Raw genomic sequence first — 16,436 nt, 5'->3', positions numbered from 1 at the left:
AGTGGCTACATTTGGCTACGATCTTAATTCGTCCGCCGCTCTTGCTCGGCTTGCTTGATCTTCAACCGTCTGTACGCATTAATCAGCGGGCGGTGGCGGCGGCTGACGAGGCCGACGATTTCGGTGCCCAGGTGGATGGCGATCAGGAGTACGACCATGACGATGATGGTCGTCCACTTCGTCGTTTTGGTGAGCAGGATCGCCATTGTGCCGAAAAAGATGCTGATCGAGTAGATCGTAAGGACCGTGGCACGATGGGACAGGCCCATGTTTAGCAGACAGTGGTGCAGGTGTCCCTTGTCCGGGCTGGAGATCGGCTTTTTGTTCACGATGCGGCGCACGATTGCGAAGAACGTGTCCCAAAGCGGAACGCCGAGCACGACGATCGGGATGATGAAGGAAACGAAGAGCGCTTCCTTGAAGCCCATGATCGACAGCGCAGCCAGGTTGAAGCCTAAGAAAAGCGAACCGGTGTCGCCCATGAACAGGCGGGCCGGGTGAAAGTTGAAGTACAGAAAGCCCAGGATCGCTCCTAAAAGCACGAAGCAGTAAGTCGCAACCTTGTAATCGCCCATCAGCAGGGCCATGACGCCCATCGTTCCTGCCGCGATAGCGGAGACGCCTGCGGACAAGCCGTCCAGGCCGTCGATCAGGTTGACGGCGTTGGTCACGCCGACGATCCAGAACATCGTGATCGGAATGGCCAGCCAGAAAAGCCAGCCGCTGCTAAAGTCAATGCTACCGGAGTACGGGAGATTGACGACGCCGATCTTGAGTCCGAACGGGATGACGACGATCGCCGTGGCGATCAGTTGGCCGAGCAGCTTCCATTTCGGCGAGAGCTGGTACTTGTCATCCAGCATGCCCACAGCCATCACGATGGTGCTGCCGATGAAAATTCCAAGCATTTCCGACATGCTGGCGTAAGGAACGAACAGGAAGAAAGCCACCAGATAGCCCAGGTAAATAGCAAGTCCCCCCATGCGGGGCATAATTCGCGTATGTACCTTGCGCTGGTTGGGAGCATCTACTGCCCCGACCTTTTCAGCCAGTTTTTTTACATATGGTGTCGCAATAAACGATACGATCAGCGAAGTCAGAAATCCGAGGATTAATGTAGACATCGACTGTTCTCCTCTCTACGGATGCATCTAGGAACGGCTACTCCATTTTTCTTTTAATACGGTCAAAACAAACCGGGGAATAGCCAGTTGACGCTTCCAGCGAGACGGCTGAGAAGCTAGTCGGTAAAACCATTCCAAATGCAATTTTTGCCAAATTTCCGGCGCTCGTTTTACTTTTCCGGAGATGACATCGAAGCTGCCGCCTACCCCCATCATCAAGGAGGCGTTCAGGCGATCGCGATACTTCACCATCCATTCGTCCTGTCTGGGCGCGCCCAGTGCGACGAACAGCAGCTCCGGCCTGGCTTCGGCAATCTCCTGCACGATGCCCTCCTCGTCTTCTGCCCGGAAAAATCCGTCCCGGTATCCGACGATGCGCGCATTCGGGTAGCGAGCAGCCAGCTTTTCCGCGGCCAAACGGATGACATCCGGCTTGGCACCGAGCAGGTAGACTCCCCACTGGTGCTTGTTTGCTTCCGCCATCAACGCTTCCAGCAGCTCCACGCCTGTAACGCGCTCACGGATCGGCTGATTCGTCCATTTGGCAGCGTAGACGATGCCGATTCCATCGGGAACGACATAGGCTTGTTCCACGATCGATTGAAAAGCGCGATCCGCCCTCGCCAGCATGACGATTTCCGGATTGGCTGTTACGACATGGGTCTTTTGGCCGTTTTTAATGCGTTCTGCTATATATGTGACTGTCTCGCGAAAGCCGCGAGTCGAAAATGGCACACCCAAGATGTTTGCGACCTGTTTGGTCAATGTTTTCACCTTCATTATATAAGTTGCCCACTAGCCATTTTACCCGAAAAGAAAAGCACATTCAAGGATATCATGAATGTGCTTTATTTCCTGCCGTCAAGGCAAACATCAGTCCGCCCTCTGCGACTACTTTCCCATTAACGATGGCCTTCCCGTGCCCTTTGCCGATCGAACCGCGCACGCGCGTCAGCTCAACTTCCAGCGTTAGCGTGTCGCCAGGCTTCACCTGATCCTTGAAGCGAAACTCGTCAATGCCTGCAAACAGCCCGATTTTTCCTTGGTGCTCCTCCATGCTGAGGATGGCGACTGCTCCGACTTGCGCCAACGCTTCCACAATCAGGACGCCAGGCATGACCGGATAGCCAGGAAAATGCCCCTGGAAAAACGGCTCGTTCACTGTCACATTCTTGATCCCGACTGCGCGTTTTCCTTGCTCCAGCTCTTCAATTTTGTCCACCAGCAAAAACGGATAGCGGTGCGGAATGATTTCCTGGATTTGCATAATATCAAGCGGTGCTTTAAATTCCATGTCTGATCGCTCCATTTCCATACTTTATCTGGGCTTGTCCGTGCATGAAGACCAGTTGGCAAACTGAGAATAAACGTAACTCCCGCCTCCGACAAGTCGGCATAGCGGGGTTAAAATAGAAGGGGCACTTCCTCCCCAAACGGGAAGTGCTCTTTTTCCATCCCTTACGTGCGGTTCAACAGCCGAAACTTCCCTAAATAGATCGCGCTCGTAATGAACGAGAACGCGATCACCGTCCACAATATCGCTTCGCTGTAATGATATCTATACATGACAAGCGGTATGACCAAATACAAAAGAACTGTTGTCAACTTGCCATATGCATTTGCTGGTACCGTTTTTTTGCCCCGGAAGTGGTAAATAGCTCCTGTTATTATCATGGCCAGATCACGCATAAAGAAAAACAGGGCGGCCCACACGCTGATCCGCTCTGTCAAAAACAATGAGGCGATCACCGCCAACATCATTAACTTGTCTGCCAGAGGGTCCAACATCATTCCGATTGTGGTCACAAGCTTATGTTTCCGCGCGATGTACCCATCTGCGATGTCCGTGACTCCCGCCAAAATCAATATGCCCAAAGCGATTTCGACGTGAAAAGGAATCCCGGAGAAAAAGACATACAGGTACAAAGGGATGAGCACGATGCGAAAGATCGTAAGCAAATTGGGAAGATTCACGGACATCCCTCCGTAGCAAGAATCGTCGCTTCCTTTTTCAACCACTCGATCTATTATACTCTGTGGACAATCTGCGCAACAAGTCCCTCTAAAAAACAGGCAGCCCCAACCATCCGGTTCGGGCTTGTCCAGCTTGCTCTTCTCTTTTCGTTGCTTACGTATCTGCAAAAAGCAAGTCCCACATATGCTTGTATGTCCCGAGATCAAATACTTCCGCTGTCGGCTTGTGTCCCACTACTCCGTAGCCAATTACCAAACCGATGACGAGAGAGAAAAACAACAGGAGTGGGACCAGCACAATCTTGGCGACCGTCACTCGCCAGTTTCTGCCGCTCCGTTCCCGCTCTTTTGGCTTTTTCCTAACCTCTTCGGTATCACGCGGGAACCTTCTACCCTTCCCTTGTTCCATGCTCCTCTCCTCCGTCGTCACTGATTGAATGAATTATCTGCTGCGCAGCGAATTGGCAATTCCCATCATCTGATCGCTGATGCCGATGGCCCGCGAATTCAGTTGATAAGCGCGTTGAATGTTCACCAGTTGCGACATTTCCTCTGTCATCGTCACGTTGGAGCCTTCCAGTGCCCCCTGGCGCAGTGAAGCAATGCCTTCCTCAATGGCGTTGGCATACTTGGTCATCGGGTTTTCCCCGGAAGCAAGCTCGGCGTCGAACAAGTTTTGTCCCACCTGCTGCAATTGATCCGGATTGTCCACTTTCCAGACGCCGATCGTGCCATAGGAGACTCCATTGGCAGAAAGCTCGCCCTCTGGCGTAATTTGAATGTCTTGCACCGGCTCAGGCAAAACGATGTTCACACCGTTATTGTCCGTGAGAATGTGGCCGGATGTCGTGTGCAGCACATAGCCGCCCTCGTCATCATCGTATTGTACCTTGAAAGAGCCGTCGCGCGTAAGGCGACTTTCTTCCTGAATTACCGCTCCGGTTGCATCCTTGATTTTGTGCGTGACCAGAAAATAGCCCGGCCCTTCAATCAGCACATTCGTCGGCACATCCGTCAGCTTGACGCTGCCCTGACCGAGATCGAGCTTGGTCAAGCCGAGGCGGGCGCCACTGCCCACACGCAAGCCTGCAGGCGTATTGCGGTTTTGATTGTCCACTGCCGGCTGCTCGGTCATCGAATCGGCGAGAAGCTCGGAAAACGATGCCACTCTGCGCTTGTAGCCAATGGTATCAATATTCGCCAGGTTGTTGGCGGTATTGTCCAACGCCTGCTGAATGCCGCGCATGGCCGATGTCGAGATGTTAAGCGACTGCATCCTTCCTACCTCCTATTATCCATTTACCCGTCCGATTTCATTAGCGGCCTTGTCCAGCGTGCCATCAATTGTCGTAATCACCCGCTGATTCGCCTCATACGCGCGCAGCACGCTCATCATGCTTGTCATGGTTTGCGCCGGGTCTACGTTGGAGCGCTCTCTCCAGCCCTGCTGCGTGCCGTATCGCCCTGCAACGGCAGGCGTATCGTACTCTCCGGCTGCCAGTGCAGCCTGATCTTCTGCTTCCACGATGTCGATTGCTTGTACCTCTGCGTCTCCTTCATAGCGAAAGACGTTTGTTCCCTCGCGAACGAGCTTCTGCGGATCAGTCACGACGCTCAAGCCCAGTCGCGGATGGGCGGCAAGCGTCTGGTACTCCTCGCTCGCCGTATCACGGTAGAGCAGCTCGCCAGCCTGATTGATTTTCAGGTCCTGGCCGACATTGATGCCGGTGTCCGGATCGTTCAGCCGAATCGCCTGATTTTGATTGTCGAGCACATAGTATCCGTCCGGCGTCACCAGGTATCCATCCGCATTTACGCTCCAGTTGCCGTTCCTCGTGTAGCGGATATCCTCTTGCTGAGCCGGCTGCGTCAAGTCCTCAATTCGTGCCACGCTGTAAAACAGCCGGCGTTCATTGCCGTCCTGATCGGGCTGCAGGTTGTCCAACAGAGCGACATCGTACGGATTGCGCGTCTCCTCGATGTCCCCTTGTGTAAAATTCGGGATGGCTTCCGACATGTACACGCCGGAGTTCAACCGTCCGATTACCGCAGGCTGTCCCGGCATATTCGGAATGCCAGGAAATTCAGGCCCTTCGGAATCGCGCATGCGCGAGAGTAGCTGTTCCGGAAACGCTCGCATCACACCCACGTCCTGTTTGTAACCAGGCGTATTGATGTTAGCCAGATTATTCGCCAGCGATTCTTGCCTGTTTTGCAAGGCCAGCATGCCAGATGCAGACGTATACAAGCCTCTTATCACGTCATCTTACCCCCTGAATAATCGCCTATTCGAGTGAGCCGGTACTTTGTCCAAATAGTCCAGCATCATTCCGGTTCCTTTGGCTACACACATCATCGGCTCTTCCGCTACCAGCACAGGAACCTTCAGCTCCTCTGCCAAAATCTCGTCGATACCGTGCAAAAGTGCGCCGCCGCCGGTCAGGAAAACACCCTTATCAATAATATCGGCAGAAAGCTCCGGAGGTGTTCGTTCCAAAACAGATTTGGAGGCTTGTACAATCGCGCTCACCGACTCGGCCAGGGCTTCTTGGACTTCGCCCGATTGAATGGTAATTGTTTGCGGCAAGCCGCTTACCATGTCTCGACCACGAATGTCCATTTCGTCCTGGCGCCCGCCGGATACGGTTCCGATCTGAACCTTGATATCTTCAGCCGTACGCTCTCCAATCAGCAGTTTGTATTTATTTTTTATGTACCGCATAATGGCCACATCGAATGTGTCTCCAGCTATTTTGATGGAGGAAGACGTGACAATATCGCCCATAGACAGTACCGCAACATCGGTCGTACCCCCACCGATATCCACTACCATATTGCCCGACGGCTGAAAAATATCCATCCCTGCCCCTACTGCGGCAACTTTCGGTTCTTCTTCGATAAATACCTGTCTTGCGCCGCCACTGCGCTCTGCTGCTTCGCGAATCGCTTTTTGCTCGACAGACGTAATGTTCGTCGGGCAGCAGATCAGAATACGTGGGCGCGCAAACATGCTTTTCCCGCCGATTTTGTTCAAAAAGTGCTTCAGCATCGCTTCCGTAATCTCGAAATCCGCAATGACCCCTTCGCGCAAAGGTCGGATCGCTACGATATTACCTGGGGTGCGGCCCACCATGCGATGCGCTTCGTGCCCCACGGCCAATACTTTTCTTGTATTATTATCTATTGCCACGACAGATGGTTCGTCTAGGACTATCCCCTTGCCTTTTACATACACCAAGACATTGGCCGTCCCCAAGTCGATCCCGATATCTTTGCCAAACATGAAAGGTCCTCCCTGTTACCAGTTACATTTCTACCTAATATCATAGGCTCTTCTACGTGAGAGGACAAGGAAATTCTTTATTGGACACTTTCCTCCTGTTCCACGCGGACTTTTTTACTGCGCCGCTTGTACTTGATCTTGGTCGCTTCGCCTCCCCGAAGATGTCTGATGGCTTTGTGATATTCCAAAATTTCCTTAACCTGGTTAGCCAGCTCCGGATTTATTTCAGGCAGCCTTTCCGTCAAGTCCTTGTGCACTGTGCTTTTGGAAACACCGAACTCTTTGGCGATCATCCGAACCGTATTTCGCGTCTCTACAATATATCGGCCAATCTTGATGGTCCGCTCTTTGATGTAGTCGTGCACATTACTCGCCTCCTTGTATCTACATTGTCTGATACAATATATGGGTGCGTAGGGACACATATTCTACGTTTCCAAGCCTGACAAGCCAGCACGGCCGCATCTTTTTTCCACAGTTTGTACCAACAGCAAAAAAACACCCGCAAGACGCTTGATTTTGCAGGTGTTTTCCATGATTTCGCCTGTTATTGATTTTTTGCTTCCGCCTGCAGCAAATATTGCTGAGGGTTGACCGGCTTGCCGTCCACATGTACTTCAAAGTGGAGGTGGACGCCGAAGTCTTTTTCATACTCGTTGCGGCCGGCCGATCCGATGACCTGGCCCTGTGTCACTTCATCGCCCGGTTTGACTGTGATGTTTTCCAGGCTTTGATAAACGGTGACCATTTTGTCAGCGTGCTCTACCTCAACGGTTTTGCCGACGAGCGGATCATTCTCCACCTTGGTCACTTTTCCGGCGAGCGCAGCGACAACATCAAAGCTCTTGCCGTCGGTTGCCTTCAAATCAATTCCCGTGTGCGGGTAGAAGGAATTGCCGTACTTGACGAGCGCTTTTTGCTGCTCGTCTTTGGACGCCTGCTCATCGTAGTAGCCCATTCCCAGCTCATACTGAACGTTTTTGCCTACAGGCCATGCCAACGGTTGAACGCCACTTGTTACAGGTACCGCTTCTTCGCTTTGCTCTGGTGTCTCAGGAGCCGCTGGAGTTGTCACTGCCACGTTATCCCCGACATTCGTCATTTTGGAGACCGTGTCCACGACGCTGCCCTGATACCACATCACAAAAGCGAGAATGATTGCTGCGGTTCCGATGTAGATTGCGGGGAACGCCCACTTCTTGCCCAAAACTTTTTTCCAAGAGCTTGCCTTCTTGAATGGAATCGGTTGATTTTGATTTTTTTGATCTTCCATTTTATTCATCACCTCATCCCTCAGTATCGCCAGAATTTTGGCGTATAAACCTGAGGGAGTAGGGAAAAGTAAAAATTTGCGTTCTTTTTTGCTAGGCGCGCAAAATTTGCGAGTATTCCTGCAGGCTGATTCCTTGATAGAAGTGCTTCACGATCTGCTCGGCGGTTTTTCCGCTCTTGGCCATGCCGTTTGCTCCCCACTGGCTCATGCCGACACCGTGGCCGTATCCTTTGGTCGTAATAAACACCTGATTCCCCCTGAGCTCCAACGAAAAGGACGACGAATTTAAATTCAGCTTTTCGCGAAATTCCCGCCCGCTGAACTCCTTGCCGCCAATACTGATCTTGCCAACCCGATTGCCTGTCGTTCGCGACTCGATTCGATACCAGGCCCCATTTGAAGACGCCTCCTGCGCAAGCTTCACGCCCAGCTCTTTTTCCAGCTCTGCCGTCGACTTGACCACCGTTTCTTCATAACGGGGAGACTCGATATCCCACGGGCTGGCTACGCTTTTCAAATAAGGGATCGGCCTTTCCCAGTACTCATCCGAGTTTTCGGTGAAACCGTTGCTGGTGGAAAAAAACGTCGCATCAATCGGCTCTCCCTGGTACGTCAGCACGACACCCGCAGTTGCCTGAACGGCTTGCTCGATACGCTTGCTTTTCCATTCGTATTGATCCCCCCAGCGCTCGCGGCGCTGCGCTTCATCCATATAGACCTGATGCTGGACGGTATCCAGCACCTGTCCGCCTGCCGGCACGTCGTCGAACTTCCCTTGCTTCAGCCTGCGCACGATATACGTTCGCGCAGCCATCGCCTGGGCTTTCAGCGCCTCCAGTTCAAATTCGGCAGGCATCTCGGCGGCTACCACTCCGGCAATGTACGTCTCCAGCGGCAGTGTCTCCACAACCTTTTTTTCTGTCCGGTAGACCTTGATGGAAAGCGACGGGGCAGTTCCGGCCATTGCGGGTTTGTCCTGCCCTTGGACGGCTGCGGCTGGCTGGGCGGCCGAATCGTGCGAGGGAGCAAACAGATAGACCAGCGCGGCCGGCATCAGGACGAGCAAGATCGGCAAAGTGATAAACCCTATGAGCAAGTAGCGTTTCATCAAGTGATCCTCCCCGTTAAGTGCTAGACACTTTCAGTCTATGTACTGCCGCAGACCGATAGAACGAGAGAGTAAGAGAGTCGCGAGAAAAGAAAAAAGACCCCCTGCTTTCGCAGAGAATCTTCGTTTTTGTCATATAGCTGACACATTGGTTACGCAAAATTAGGAGAGAAGCTTACCTTGATCGTATCCGGTACTACCGCTTCGCGCTTTTTCTCCTCTGGGCCTACGCGCTCTACATCTGCCCCAAGCGCCAGCAGTTTTTCCGTAAAGTTCACGTACCCACGGTCGATATGATGGAGAGCCGTAACCTCTGTCTCCCCCTCTGACACCAAGCCAGCCAGCACCAATGCGGCACCTGCGCGCAAATCAGTCGCTGCTACCTTGCTTCCGGTCAGCTTGGAGCCGCCTTCCACAATCGCACTGCGTCCTTCGATTTTGATATTGGCATTCATGCGGCGGAACTCTTCCACGTGCATGAAACGATTTTCAAAAACGGTTTCAGTCACGATGCTCGTTCCTTCTGAAACAAGCAAAAGCGCCATCATTTGCGACTGCATGTCAGTCGGGAAGCCTGGATACGGCAGCGTCTTGAGATCGACAGCCTTGAGCGGACCAGTCCGGCGAACGCGAATGCCGTTCTCCTGCTCGTCTACCTCTACGCCCATTTCCCGCAGCTTGGCAGTGACGGATTTCAGGTGATCGCAAATCGCGCCTTCCACAAAGACATCGCCACCCGTAATCGCTGCGGCTACCATGAACGTTCCCGCCTCGATCCGGTCAGGGATGACGCAATGCGTGCAGCCCTTCAGCTTTTCCACGCCTTCAATGCGAATAGAGCCAGTTCCCGCACCGCGGATTTTTGCGCCCATTCTGTTCAGGAAGTTGGCCAGGTCGACAATCTCCGGCTCCTCTGCCGCGTTTTCAATCACGGTCGTGCCTTCGGCCAAAGCAGCCGCCATCATGATATTTTCCGTTGCGCCGACGCTTGCGATATCGAGGTAGATTTTTGCCCCTTTCAATCGCCCGTCTGCTTTCGCTTCAATAAACCCTTGTCCGATCTCGATTTTGGCTCCCATAGCCTCAAACCCTTTTAGGTGTTGGTCGATCGGGCGGGTACCAATGGCACAACCACCTGGAAGAGCGACACGAGCCTGTCCTTTTCTTGCCAAAAGCGGCCCCATCACCAGGAAGGATGCACGCATTTTGCGGACCAGTTCATAGGATGCTTCCACGCTGGTGAGCTCGGAAGCATGGATTGTCAGCACTTCATGATCATATGTAAGGGAGATTCCCATCGATTTCAAGAGGTCGCATATCGTCCTGACATCGTCGAGAGCAGGTACATCCGAGATCACGCATGTTCCTTCTTCTGCCAGGATAGATGCTGCAATAATAGGGAGTACGGCATTTTTGGCGCCAGATACTTTCACATTACCGGCCAATGCCTTACCACCACGGACAATAATTTTATCCAATGTGTACCCCTCCGCGTGCTAATATTCCACTGTGATGATTGGCGTACCTACAGTGACCCATGTGCCAGCATTGCCACTGTCACGGTGTGTCGCCACTTGCAGATTCATCTTTTGCCCGTTTAACGCGATGAATGGCTCCCACAAAGGGGTATGTCCGGAAATACTGACAACCGTCTCATCTTGTAAACGTTCCAATTCTGTTGCCTGGAGGGTAGCAAAAATCGACATAATTTTACCCCCCTGTTGGTCAACACTCATCTTAACATTGTACAATCCGCGAATACAAGTGCTAATTTGCGGAATAAAGTCGGCATTTTTCAGGGCTTTCGCGAAGGTTTCTTGTATCTGCTCAATATATAGTAGGGATTCACGGCTTCCGGATAATTGCAGCACTAGATATGTGTCAAACGAACCATTTTTAGGAACGCCTGTCACCTCGTAGCGCACCGAAACGCCGTTTTGCGTGTATGTAGTCCGATACATAAGAACGTTGCTGTTCTGCGATTCCCCGTCAAGGGAAAGAGGGATCTCCAGCTTTTTTGCCCATGTCCGTGCCAACTCTTTGACTTCTTCCGGACGCAGCACTTCTCCCATTGCCACACGCGCGCGTACCTGGATGGATACGCCCGTTGCTCCTGAATCTTCGAGCGTTTGCATTAGCTTGCTCGCAACAGGTTTTGCTTCCGACGCCTGCGCAGGCATCCAGTACACAACACAAACTGCCAGCAATAGAGCAAGTACAAGCAGGCCAGACCATTTCCCCATTTAAATCCTCTCCCCATGTTTCATGGCTATCTCTTTGTACTTCTCATTTTGCACATGAAACTGGGTAGATATACCAGCAAACGCAATGAAGTTTGGTCAATCAGGAAAACAGGTTGCCGAAAGTCATGGACCAGCCCAAATAATCCAGGAAAAAGCGCGATACTTCGTAGCCGATCACGATCGACAAAAGAATTTGCAGCAGCTTGGCTTGCGCCCCCTGCGGATGCTTGACGATCTTTTCAAAGCGAAATGATTGCAGAGCCCACCAGGCGAGTGCAATGAATACAATCGACATGACGATGCTCAATACGCCATACACTTCTTGCGGCATGGTTGTTCCTCCTCTTGCAAATCAGTAACCAAAAAAAGAAAAAGGGACAGCCCGAAAGCGAGCTATCCCTTCTATTGTACATGATGTAGCGTTCCGTTACGAGTATCACTGAAAGTTGGGAGGAAGCATGTTCCCAAAGTCAAACGACGGATTGAAATGAATCTGTACGTAATCGGTAACCAGACCCGGGAAGGCCCCGAAAAACACCGTCAAAAGAGCCAGGACGAAAACGAGAGTCCAGATGCCTTTTGGCACGGCGAGCGGCGCTTCGCTCGTCCCCGGACGCATGTACATCTGTCTGATAATCCCGAAGTAATAATAATAGGAAATGACGCTTGTGACGATCATGATCGCTGCCAGCCAGTAGTTTTCCTGGGCCAGAGCGCCCATGAACAGATAGAATTTCCCGAAGAATCCTGCGGTGACAGGAATGCCCGCCAGCGACAGCAGGAAAATGCTCATCGCAATCGCCATAATCGGCGAGCGGTGATACAAGCCTGCGAAGCCTTTGATCTCCTCTGTCCCTTGCTCGCGGGTGACAACCATGATGACCGCGAAGGCCCCGAAGCTGACGAGCAAATAGCCGAACAGGTAGAAAATCACTTCGCCGAAAAACAGCGTCGTCGGTGGCACGAACGGCACCAGCAAGTAACCCGCTTGCGCGATACCCGAGTAAGCCATCATGCGCTTGACGTTTGTTTGCCGCAGCGCCATCGTGTTACCGATAATCATCGAGGCTGCCGCCATCAGGCCGAGGTACAGGCTCCCTTCCTGGAAAAAGAAGCGGTTTGCCCCGTCGTTGACGTTAAAGAACGAGATCAGCAGGACGCGGAACAACAGCGAGAAGCCTGCCGCTTTTGATACGACCGCCAAAAACGCCGTGACTGGAGTCGGAGCGCCCTGGTACACATCCGGCGCCCACATGTGGTTGGGAGCCGCGGATATTTTAAAGGCAAGACCGACCGCCAAAAAGGCAAAGGCCATGTACACGAGGAACTGATAGCCGGCCATTCCGGCCTCTGCCAAGCGGAACGAGATTTCGTAAATATGCGTCGTTCCCGTCAGTCCGTACACGTACGACATCCCGAACAAGGTAACCGCTGTGGCGATTCCGCCCGAGACGACGTATTTGAAAGCCGACTCGTTCGACTGCAGCGACTTTTTCCGCAGGCCGACGAGCACATAGGACGACAGGGACAAAAGCTCAAGACCTACGAACAGCGTAATCAGATCGGCAGAGGACGCCATGACCATGGCCCCCAAAAGACCTGTCAGCATCAAATAATAGTACTCTCCCGTATGGGTAACCTCTCCCTTTTTCAAATACGAGAGAGAGATCAGGATCGCAAATGCCGTCCCGCCCAGGAAAAGCAGCTTGAACGCGTTGCCGTAGTCGTCAATGCGGATCATGTCCGCCATGTAGCTGTAGGGCTTGTCGAGCACATTGACGTTGACGAAGACAAAGACTGTCGCCAGCACTACCCCCACCAGGGACAGCCAGCCGATCACCTGCCTGCCAAGGCGCTTGCCCGCAAACAGGTCCAGGAGCGACAGAATCGTCGCAAATCCGAGAATGATAAATTCGGGCAGAAGGTAGCTCCAGTCATATGAGAAAATATCTTTTACGTCCATGGATTACCCTCCTATTCCCGTTACGATCGGTACGATCGTTTTCAGGGCCTGCTGCATCGGATTGCCCAAAATAGCCGGGTACACCCCGATGAGTATAATGAAGCCGAGCAGCACGACCATCGGAATCACTTCCATTGGCTGTGCGTCCGCAAGACCCGTAAAACGGCTTGGCGTAGGGCCAAATGTCGTCCGCAGGATCGCCCGTAGCAAATAGACGGCTGTGAGCACGATTCCGAGCGCCCCGACCGCGGCCAACACTGGCATCCGGCCGAACAGCCCGAGGAAAGCGAAAAACTCACTGATAAACCCGGACATGCCTGGCAGTCCCAGCGACGCCATCCCGCCAGCCAGGAAAATCCCGCTGACAAACGGCATGGATTTGGCCAAGCCGCCGAGCTCGTCGATCATCGAAGTCTGCGTCCGGTCCCAAATGACGCCGATCAGGAAGAACAACAGCGCCGAAATAAAGCCGTGGGAAACGACCTGGAACATCGCTCCCTGAAAGCCGATCGAGTTCATCGCCGCAAAGCCAAGCAGTACGATCCCCATGTGGCTGATACTGGAATAGGCCAGAACCATCTTCAAATCTTTTTGCACAAAAGCGAGAACTGCTCCGTACAAAACGTTGATGATTCCCAAAACCGCCAGCCACGTCGAGAACTGATAGGCTTGCTCCGGGAAAAATCCGATGCCCATCCGCAAAAGTCCATAAGCCCCCATCTTCAGCAAAATGCCGGAGTGGATCATGACGATGGAAGGCGGAGCCTGTACGTGCACCTTCAGCATCCACGTATGGAACGGGAATACCGGCAGCTTGATGGCAAAGGCTACAAACAGCGCCAGGAACAGCCCGAACCGGATCGCTGGCGTCAGCGCGGCAGTGACCGGATGCTCCGGTGTCGTCAGGATCGCGGAAATCTGATCGATATTCAGCGTCCGCATCACGACGAAAATCATGATGAAAGCCAGGAGCATGATGCCAGAGCCGATTCCGTTGTACAAAAGGAACTTGTTCGCCGCATGCTCCCGCTCGCCATAGCCCCAGATGCCGACGAGGAAGTACATCGGCACCAGCGTCAGCTCGAAGAAGATGAAGAACAAAAACAGGTTATCGGCGGCAAACACACCCAGCATCCCGATCAGCAGCAGGTGGAACAGGATGAAAAATTCCTTCAGCCGCTTTTTGATCTGCCAGGAAGCGACCGCTGCCATCGTGCCGATAATCGCTGTCAGCAAAATCAGCGGCATCGAGATGCCATCCACGCCCAGCTCGTAGTTGATTTCAAACGCAAAAACCGTCCCCGTCTGCGCAAGTCCGATCGGGATGGAAATCCAGTCGTGGCGCTCGACAAACTGAAGATTGGACGTATCGTAATTGAAAGCTCCAAACATCCAGAAGGCCAAAATCAGCGGCAGCAAGGTTCCCAGTACCCCCACCTGCTTGATTGCCCCGAATCGGCGGCTCGGGATGAAGGCGATGATAAGAATCGCCAGGAGCGGCGAAAACACCAGCGACGACAAAAGGATATTAGCGCCCGAATCCAAAGAGTCCACCTCCCTCGACCGTCAAACTGATGGCGATAATCAACAGCAGCAGACCGAACAGGACCATCGCCCCGTAAGACTGGATCTGACCGCTTTGCACTCGCGCATGCAGGGAGCCGATCCCTTGTGCAATCTTGGCTGTCAGCCCAACCAGGCCATCCACCACGTACTTGTCAAACCCGTTCAGGAAAATGCCCAGCCAGCCGAGCGGCCGCACAACGACATAGTGATACAGCTCATCCACATAGTATTTTCGGTAAGAGAGTCGATAGAGCCACGGCAGCGTTTCGGGAATGCTGTCCGGGGAAATCGACTTTTTGCCGTACATGAAGTAGGCCAAAATGACTCCGAGCACCGAGATGAGCAGCGCCACGATTTGCAGCCAGGACGCCGCATGCTCTGTTCCCTCTCCAAAAATGCCTGTGATCGCCGTTCCCGTGCTCGTAGACAGGAGCCAGTCAGACAGCAGCGGAGCGTATGGCGTGTTCACAAAACCAGCCACAACCGCAAGCAGCGCCAAAATTAGCAGCGGACCAGTCATGACGCCTGGAGACTCGTGCGCTTCGTGCTTGCCTCTGGCCTTTCCGGCGAACGTGAGGAAAAACAATCGGAACATATAGAATGCGGTAAAGAAAGCTGCAACGAGCGCAATGACCAAAAGATCGTAGCGATGCGCCCCATACACAGCGCCCAATATCGCTTCCTTCGACCAGAATCCGGCGAACGGAAAAATCCCCGCGATTGCCAGACATCCGATCAAAAAGGTCAACGCCGTAACTGGCATTTTTTTCCACAAACCACCCATCTCGAAAACGTCCTGCGTATGTACAGCGTGGATTACGCTGCCCGCTCCGAGAAAGAGCAACGCTTTGAAAAAGGCGTGTGTCATCAGGTGGAACGATCCAGCCACATAACCGGCAGCTCCGGCGACGCCGAGCGCCATCATCATGTAGCCCAACTGGCTGACTGTCGAATACGCCAGCACGCGCTTGATGTCCCGCTGTGTCAAACCGATGGAAGCGGCAAAAATCGCCGTGATGCCGCCCACATAAGCCACCACCGTCAGCGCTGTTTCTGAGGCGATAAACAGTGGATAAGTAGCCGCCACCAGATACACGCCGGCAGCAACCATCGTCGCCGCGTGAATCAGGGCAGACACTGGCGTAGGACCTTCCATCGCGTCAGGCAGCCACGTATGCAGCGGGAACTGGCCTGATTTGCCCATCGCCCCGATAAAAATCAGAATCGCGGCAACGGTAATCATCCACGGCTCCAGCCGTCCGAGCGCCACACTCTCAAAAATCGCCCCGTACTCAAAGCTTCCTGTCCACCAGAACAACAGACAGATCCCGATGAACAGTCCAAGGTCGCCGATCCGCGTGACAATAAACGCTTTTTTGGCCGCCGCCTTCGCTTCCGGCTTGAAGTAGTAGTAGCCGACGAGCAGGAAGGAGCAGACACCGACCAGCTCCCAGAAAATGTACACTTGCAGCAGGTTCGGCGAAATCACCAGACCAAGCATGGAAAACGTGAACAGCGCCAGGTACTGGTAAAACACCGGAAAACGCTCGTCGCCGTGCATGTAGCCTTTGGAATAAATCTGAACCAGCAGGCTGACCAAGGTCACGATGACCAGCATCATTGCATTGAGCGGCGTTACCTCGAAGCCCATGTTGATGACAATGTCACCGACGTGCAGCCACTCTACCACGTAGTTGTAGTCTGCTCCCCCATCCCGGAATCTCTGCCAGAAGGCGAGCACTGCGATCCCGAAAGAAACAGCCGTCAGCCCGATGCCGACGATGGCCGCTCCTTCTTTCAACTGGCGACCAAATGAAACGATCACGATGAAAGCAAGAAGCGGAAACAGAGGGATCAGCCAGGCGTAGTGCAAAAAAGTATCCATCTTTGTCCTCCTTATCA

General features: G+C 53.1%; 17 protein-coding genes. All 17 read right to left on the bottom strand.

All coding sequences use genetic code 11. From position 1 onward, the window contains the following. Window positions 1-23: 23 nt before the first annotated feature. The 17 genes from AC3WJN_RS05775 to nuoL all read right to left on the bottom strand — a co-directional run bounded on the left by AC3WJN_RS05775 (window position 24) and on the right by nuoL (window position 16,419). Window positions 24-1,124 (bottom strand): glycosyltransferase family 4 protein, encoded by a 1,101-nt coding sequence (locus AC3WJN_RS05775; RefSeq protein WP_005831822.1) that lies wholly within the window; start codon window positions 1,122-1,124, stop codon window positions 24-26. A gap of 27 nt (window positions 1,125-1,151) precedes the next feature. Next, window positions 1,152-1,889 carry a WecB/TagA/CpsF family glycosyltransferase gene (locus AC3WJN_RS05770; RefSeq protein ID WP_174768820.1) on the bottom strand — a complete coding sequence of 246 codons (738 nt, stop codon included), beginning with the start codon at window positions 1,887-1,889 and terminating at the stop codon, window positions 1,152-1,154. Between the two features lie 70 nt (window positions 1,890-1,959). After that, the gene (fabZ, locus tag AC3WJN_RS05765; protein ID WP_005831818.1) at window positions 1,960-2,418 is read right to left on the bottom strand and encodes a 3-hydroxyacyl-ACP dehydratase FabZ; all 459 of its coding nucleotides are present in this window, start codon (window positions 2,416-2,418) and stop codon (window positions 1,960-1,962) included. A 164-nt stretch (window positions 2,419-2,582) separates the two neighbouring features. Beyond that, window positions 2,583-3,104 carry a CDP-alcohol phosphatidyltransferase family protein gene (locus tag AC3WJN_RS05760; protein ID WP_005831816.1) on the bottom strand — a complete coding sequence of 174 codons (522 nt, stop codon included), beginning with the start codon at window positions 3,102-3,104 and terminating at the stop codon, window positions 2,583-2,585. Between the two features lie 148 nt (window positions 3,105-3,252). Then, a complete protein-coding gene (locus tag AC3WJN_RS05755) occupies window positions 3,253-3,507 on the bottom strand; it encodes a DNA-directed RNA polymerase subunit beta (RefSeq protein ID WP_005831814.1) in 255 nt (84 codons plus the stop codon). 33 nt (window positions 3,508-3,540) lie between these two features. Continuing rightward, window positions 3,541-4,374, bottom strand: a complete 834-nt coding sequence (locus tag AC3WJN_RS05750) for a flagellar hook-basal body protein (protein WP_007778467.1) — start codon at window positions 4,372-4,374, stop codon at window positions 3,541-3,543. 15 nt (window positions 4,375-4,389) lie between these two features. After that, window positions 4,390-5,358 (bottom strand): flagellar hook-basal body protein, encoded by a 969-nt coding sequence (locus AC3WJN_RS05745; RefSeq protein WP_007778464.1) that lies wholly within the window; start codon window positions 5,356-5,358, stop codon window positions 4,390-4,392. Window positions 5,359-5,364: 6 nt separating this feature from the next. Continuing rightward, window positions 5,365-6,381, bottom strand: a complete 1,017-nt coding sequence (locus AC3WJN_RS05740; protein ID WP_005831808.1) for a rod shape-determining protein — start codon at window positions 6,379-6,381, stop codon at window positions 5,365-5,367. A gap of 77 nt (window positions 6,382-6,458) precedes the next feature. Further along, window positions 6,459-6,746 (bottom strand): sporulation transcriptional regulator SpoIIID, encoded by a 288-nt coding sequence (spoIIID, locus tag AC3WJN_RS05735; RefSeq protein ID WP_005831806.1) that lies wholly within the window; start codon window positions 6,744-6,746, stop codon window positions 6,459-6,461. A 182-nt stretch (window positions 6,747-6,928) separates the two neighbouring features. Beyond that, a complete protein-coding gene (locus AC3WJN_RS05730; RefSeq protein WP_035316788.1) occupies window positions 6,929-7,654 on the bottom strand; it encodes a M23 family metallopeptidase in 726 nt (241 codons plus the stop codon). 91 nt (window positions 7,655-7,745) lie between these two features. Continuing rightward, complete coding sequence (gene spoIID / locus AC3WJN_RS05725) at window positions 7,746-8,762, bottom strand: stage II sporulation protein D (RefSeq protein WP_005831800.1); 1,017 nt, start codon at window positions 8,760-8,762, stop codon at window positions 7,746-7,748. Between the two features lie 152 nt (window positions 8,763-8,914). Beyond that, window positions 8,915-10,240, bottom strand: coding sequence for a UDP-N-acetylglucosamine 1-carboxyvinyltransferase (gene murA, locus AC3WJN_RS05720; protein WP_007778456.1), 1,326 nt, complete (start codon window positions 10,238-10,240; stop codon window positions 8,915-8,917). Window positions 10,241-10,258: 18 nt separating this feature from the next. Beyond that, window positions 10,259-11,005, bottom strand: a complete 747-nt coding sequence (locus tag AC3WJN_RS05715) for a YwmB family TATA-box binding protein (protein WP_005831795.1) — start codon at window positions 11,003-11,005, stop codon at window positions 10,259-10,261. A 100-nt stretch (window positions 11,006-11,105) separates the two neighbouring features. After that, window positions 11,106-11,336 carry a DUF1146 family protein gene (locus AC3WJN_RS05710; protein ID WP_005831793.1) on the bottom strand — a complete coding sequence of 77 codons (231 nt, stop codon included), beginning with the start codon at window positions 11,334-11,336 and terminating at the stop codon, window positions 11,106-11,108. 105 nt (window positions 11,337-11,441) lie between these two features. Further along, window positions 11,442-12,968 carry an NADH-quinone oxidoreductase subunit NuoN gene (gene nuoN / locus AC3WJN_RS05705; RefSeq protein WP_005831791.1) on the bottom strand — a complete coding sequence of 509 codons (1,527 nt, stop codon included), beginning with the start codon at window positions 12,966-12,968 and terminating at the stop codon, window positions 11,442-11,444. Between the two features lie 3 nt (window positions 12,969-12,971). Continuing rightward, window positions 12,972-14,513 (bottom strand): complex I subunit 4 family protein, encoded by a 1,542-nt coding sequence (locus tag AC3WJN_RS05700; RefSeq protein ID WP_007778452.1) that lies wholly within the window; start codon window positions 14,511-14,513, stop codon window positions 12,972-12,974. After that, window positions 14,497-16,419 (bottom strand): NADH-quinone oxidoreductase subunit L, encoded by a 1,923-nt coding sequence (nuoL, locus tag AC3WJN_RS05695; RefSeq protein ID WP_005831785.1) that lies wholly within the window; start codon window positions 16,417-16,419, stop codon window positions 14,497-14,499. Before nuoL ends, AC3WJN_RS05700 begins: the two co-directional genes overlap by 17 nt. Between the last annotated feature and the right edge of the window lie 17 nt (window positions 16,420-16,436).

The organism is Brevibacillus sp. FW306-2-1A-C05A (assembly GCF_058781555.1).
The sequence above is the reverse complement of the archived record's forward strand: the minus strand, read 5'-3'. Positions and strand labels throughout refer to the sequence as shown.

Bases quoted from the DNA above. Each gene is read 5' to 3' on its own strand.
- AC3WJN_RS05750 (WP_007778467.1), bottom strand. From the start codon at position 4,374: ATGCAGTCGCTTAACATCTCGACATCGGCCATGCGCGGCATTCAGCAG.
- AC3WJN_RS05710 (WP_005831793.1), bottom strand. From the start codon at position 11,336: ATGCCGCAAGAAGTGTATGGCGTATTGAGCATCGTCATGTCGATTGTA.
- AC3WJN_RS05715 (WP_005831795.1), bottom strand. From the start codon at position 11,005: ATGGGGAAATGGTCTGGCCTGCTTGTACTTGCTCTATTGCTGGCAGTT.
- AC3WJN_RS05755 (WP_005831814.1), bottom strand. From the start codon at position 3,507: ATGGAACAAGGGAAGGGTAGAAGGTTCCCGCGTGATACCGAAGAGGTT.
- AC3WJN_RS05775 (WP_005831822.1), bottom strand. From the start codon at position 1,124: ATGTCTACATTAATCCTCGGATTTCTGACTTCGCTGATCGTATCGTTT.
- nuoL (WP_005831785.1), bottom strand. From the start codon at position 16,419: ATGGATACTTTTTTGCACTACGCCTGGCTGATCCCTCTGTTTCCGCTT.
- spoIID (WP_005831800.1), bottom strand. From the start codon at position 8,762: ATGAAACGCTACTTGCTCATAGGGTTTATCACTTTGCCGATCTTGCTC.
- fabZ (WP_005831818.1), bottom strand. From the start codon at position 2,418: ATGGAATTTAAAGCACCGCTTGATATTATGCAAATCCAGGAAATCATT.
- AC3WJN_RS05760 (WP_005831816.1), bottom strand. From the start codon at position 3,104: ATGTCCGTGAATCTTCCCAATTTGCTTACGATCTTTCGCATCGTGCTC.
- AC3WJN_RS05740 (WP_005831808.1), bottom strand. From the start codon at position 6,381: ATGTTTGGCAAAGATATCGGGATCGACTTGGGGACGGCCAATGTCTTG.
- AC3WJN_RS05730 (WP_035316788.1), bottom strand. From the start codon at position 7,654: ATGGAAGATCAAAAAAATCAAAATCAACCGATTCCATTCAAGAAGGCA.
- nuoN (WP_005831791.1), bottom strand. From the start codon at position 12,968: ATGGACGTAAAAGATATTTTCTCATATGACTGGAGCTACCTTCTGCCC.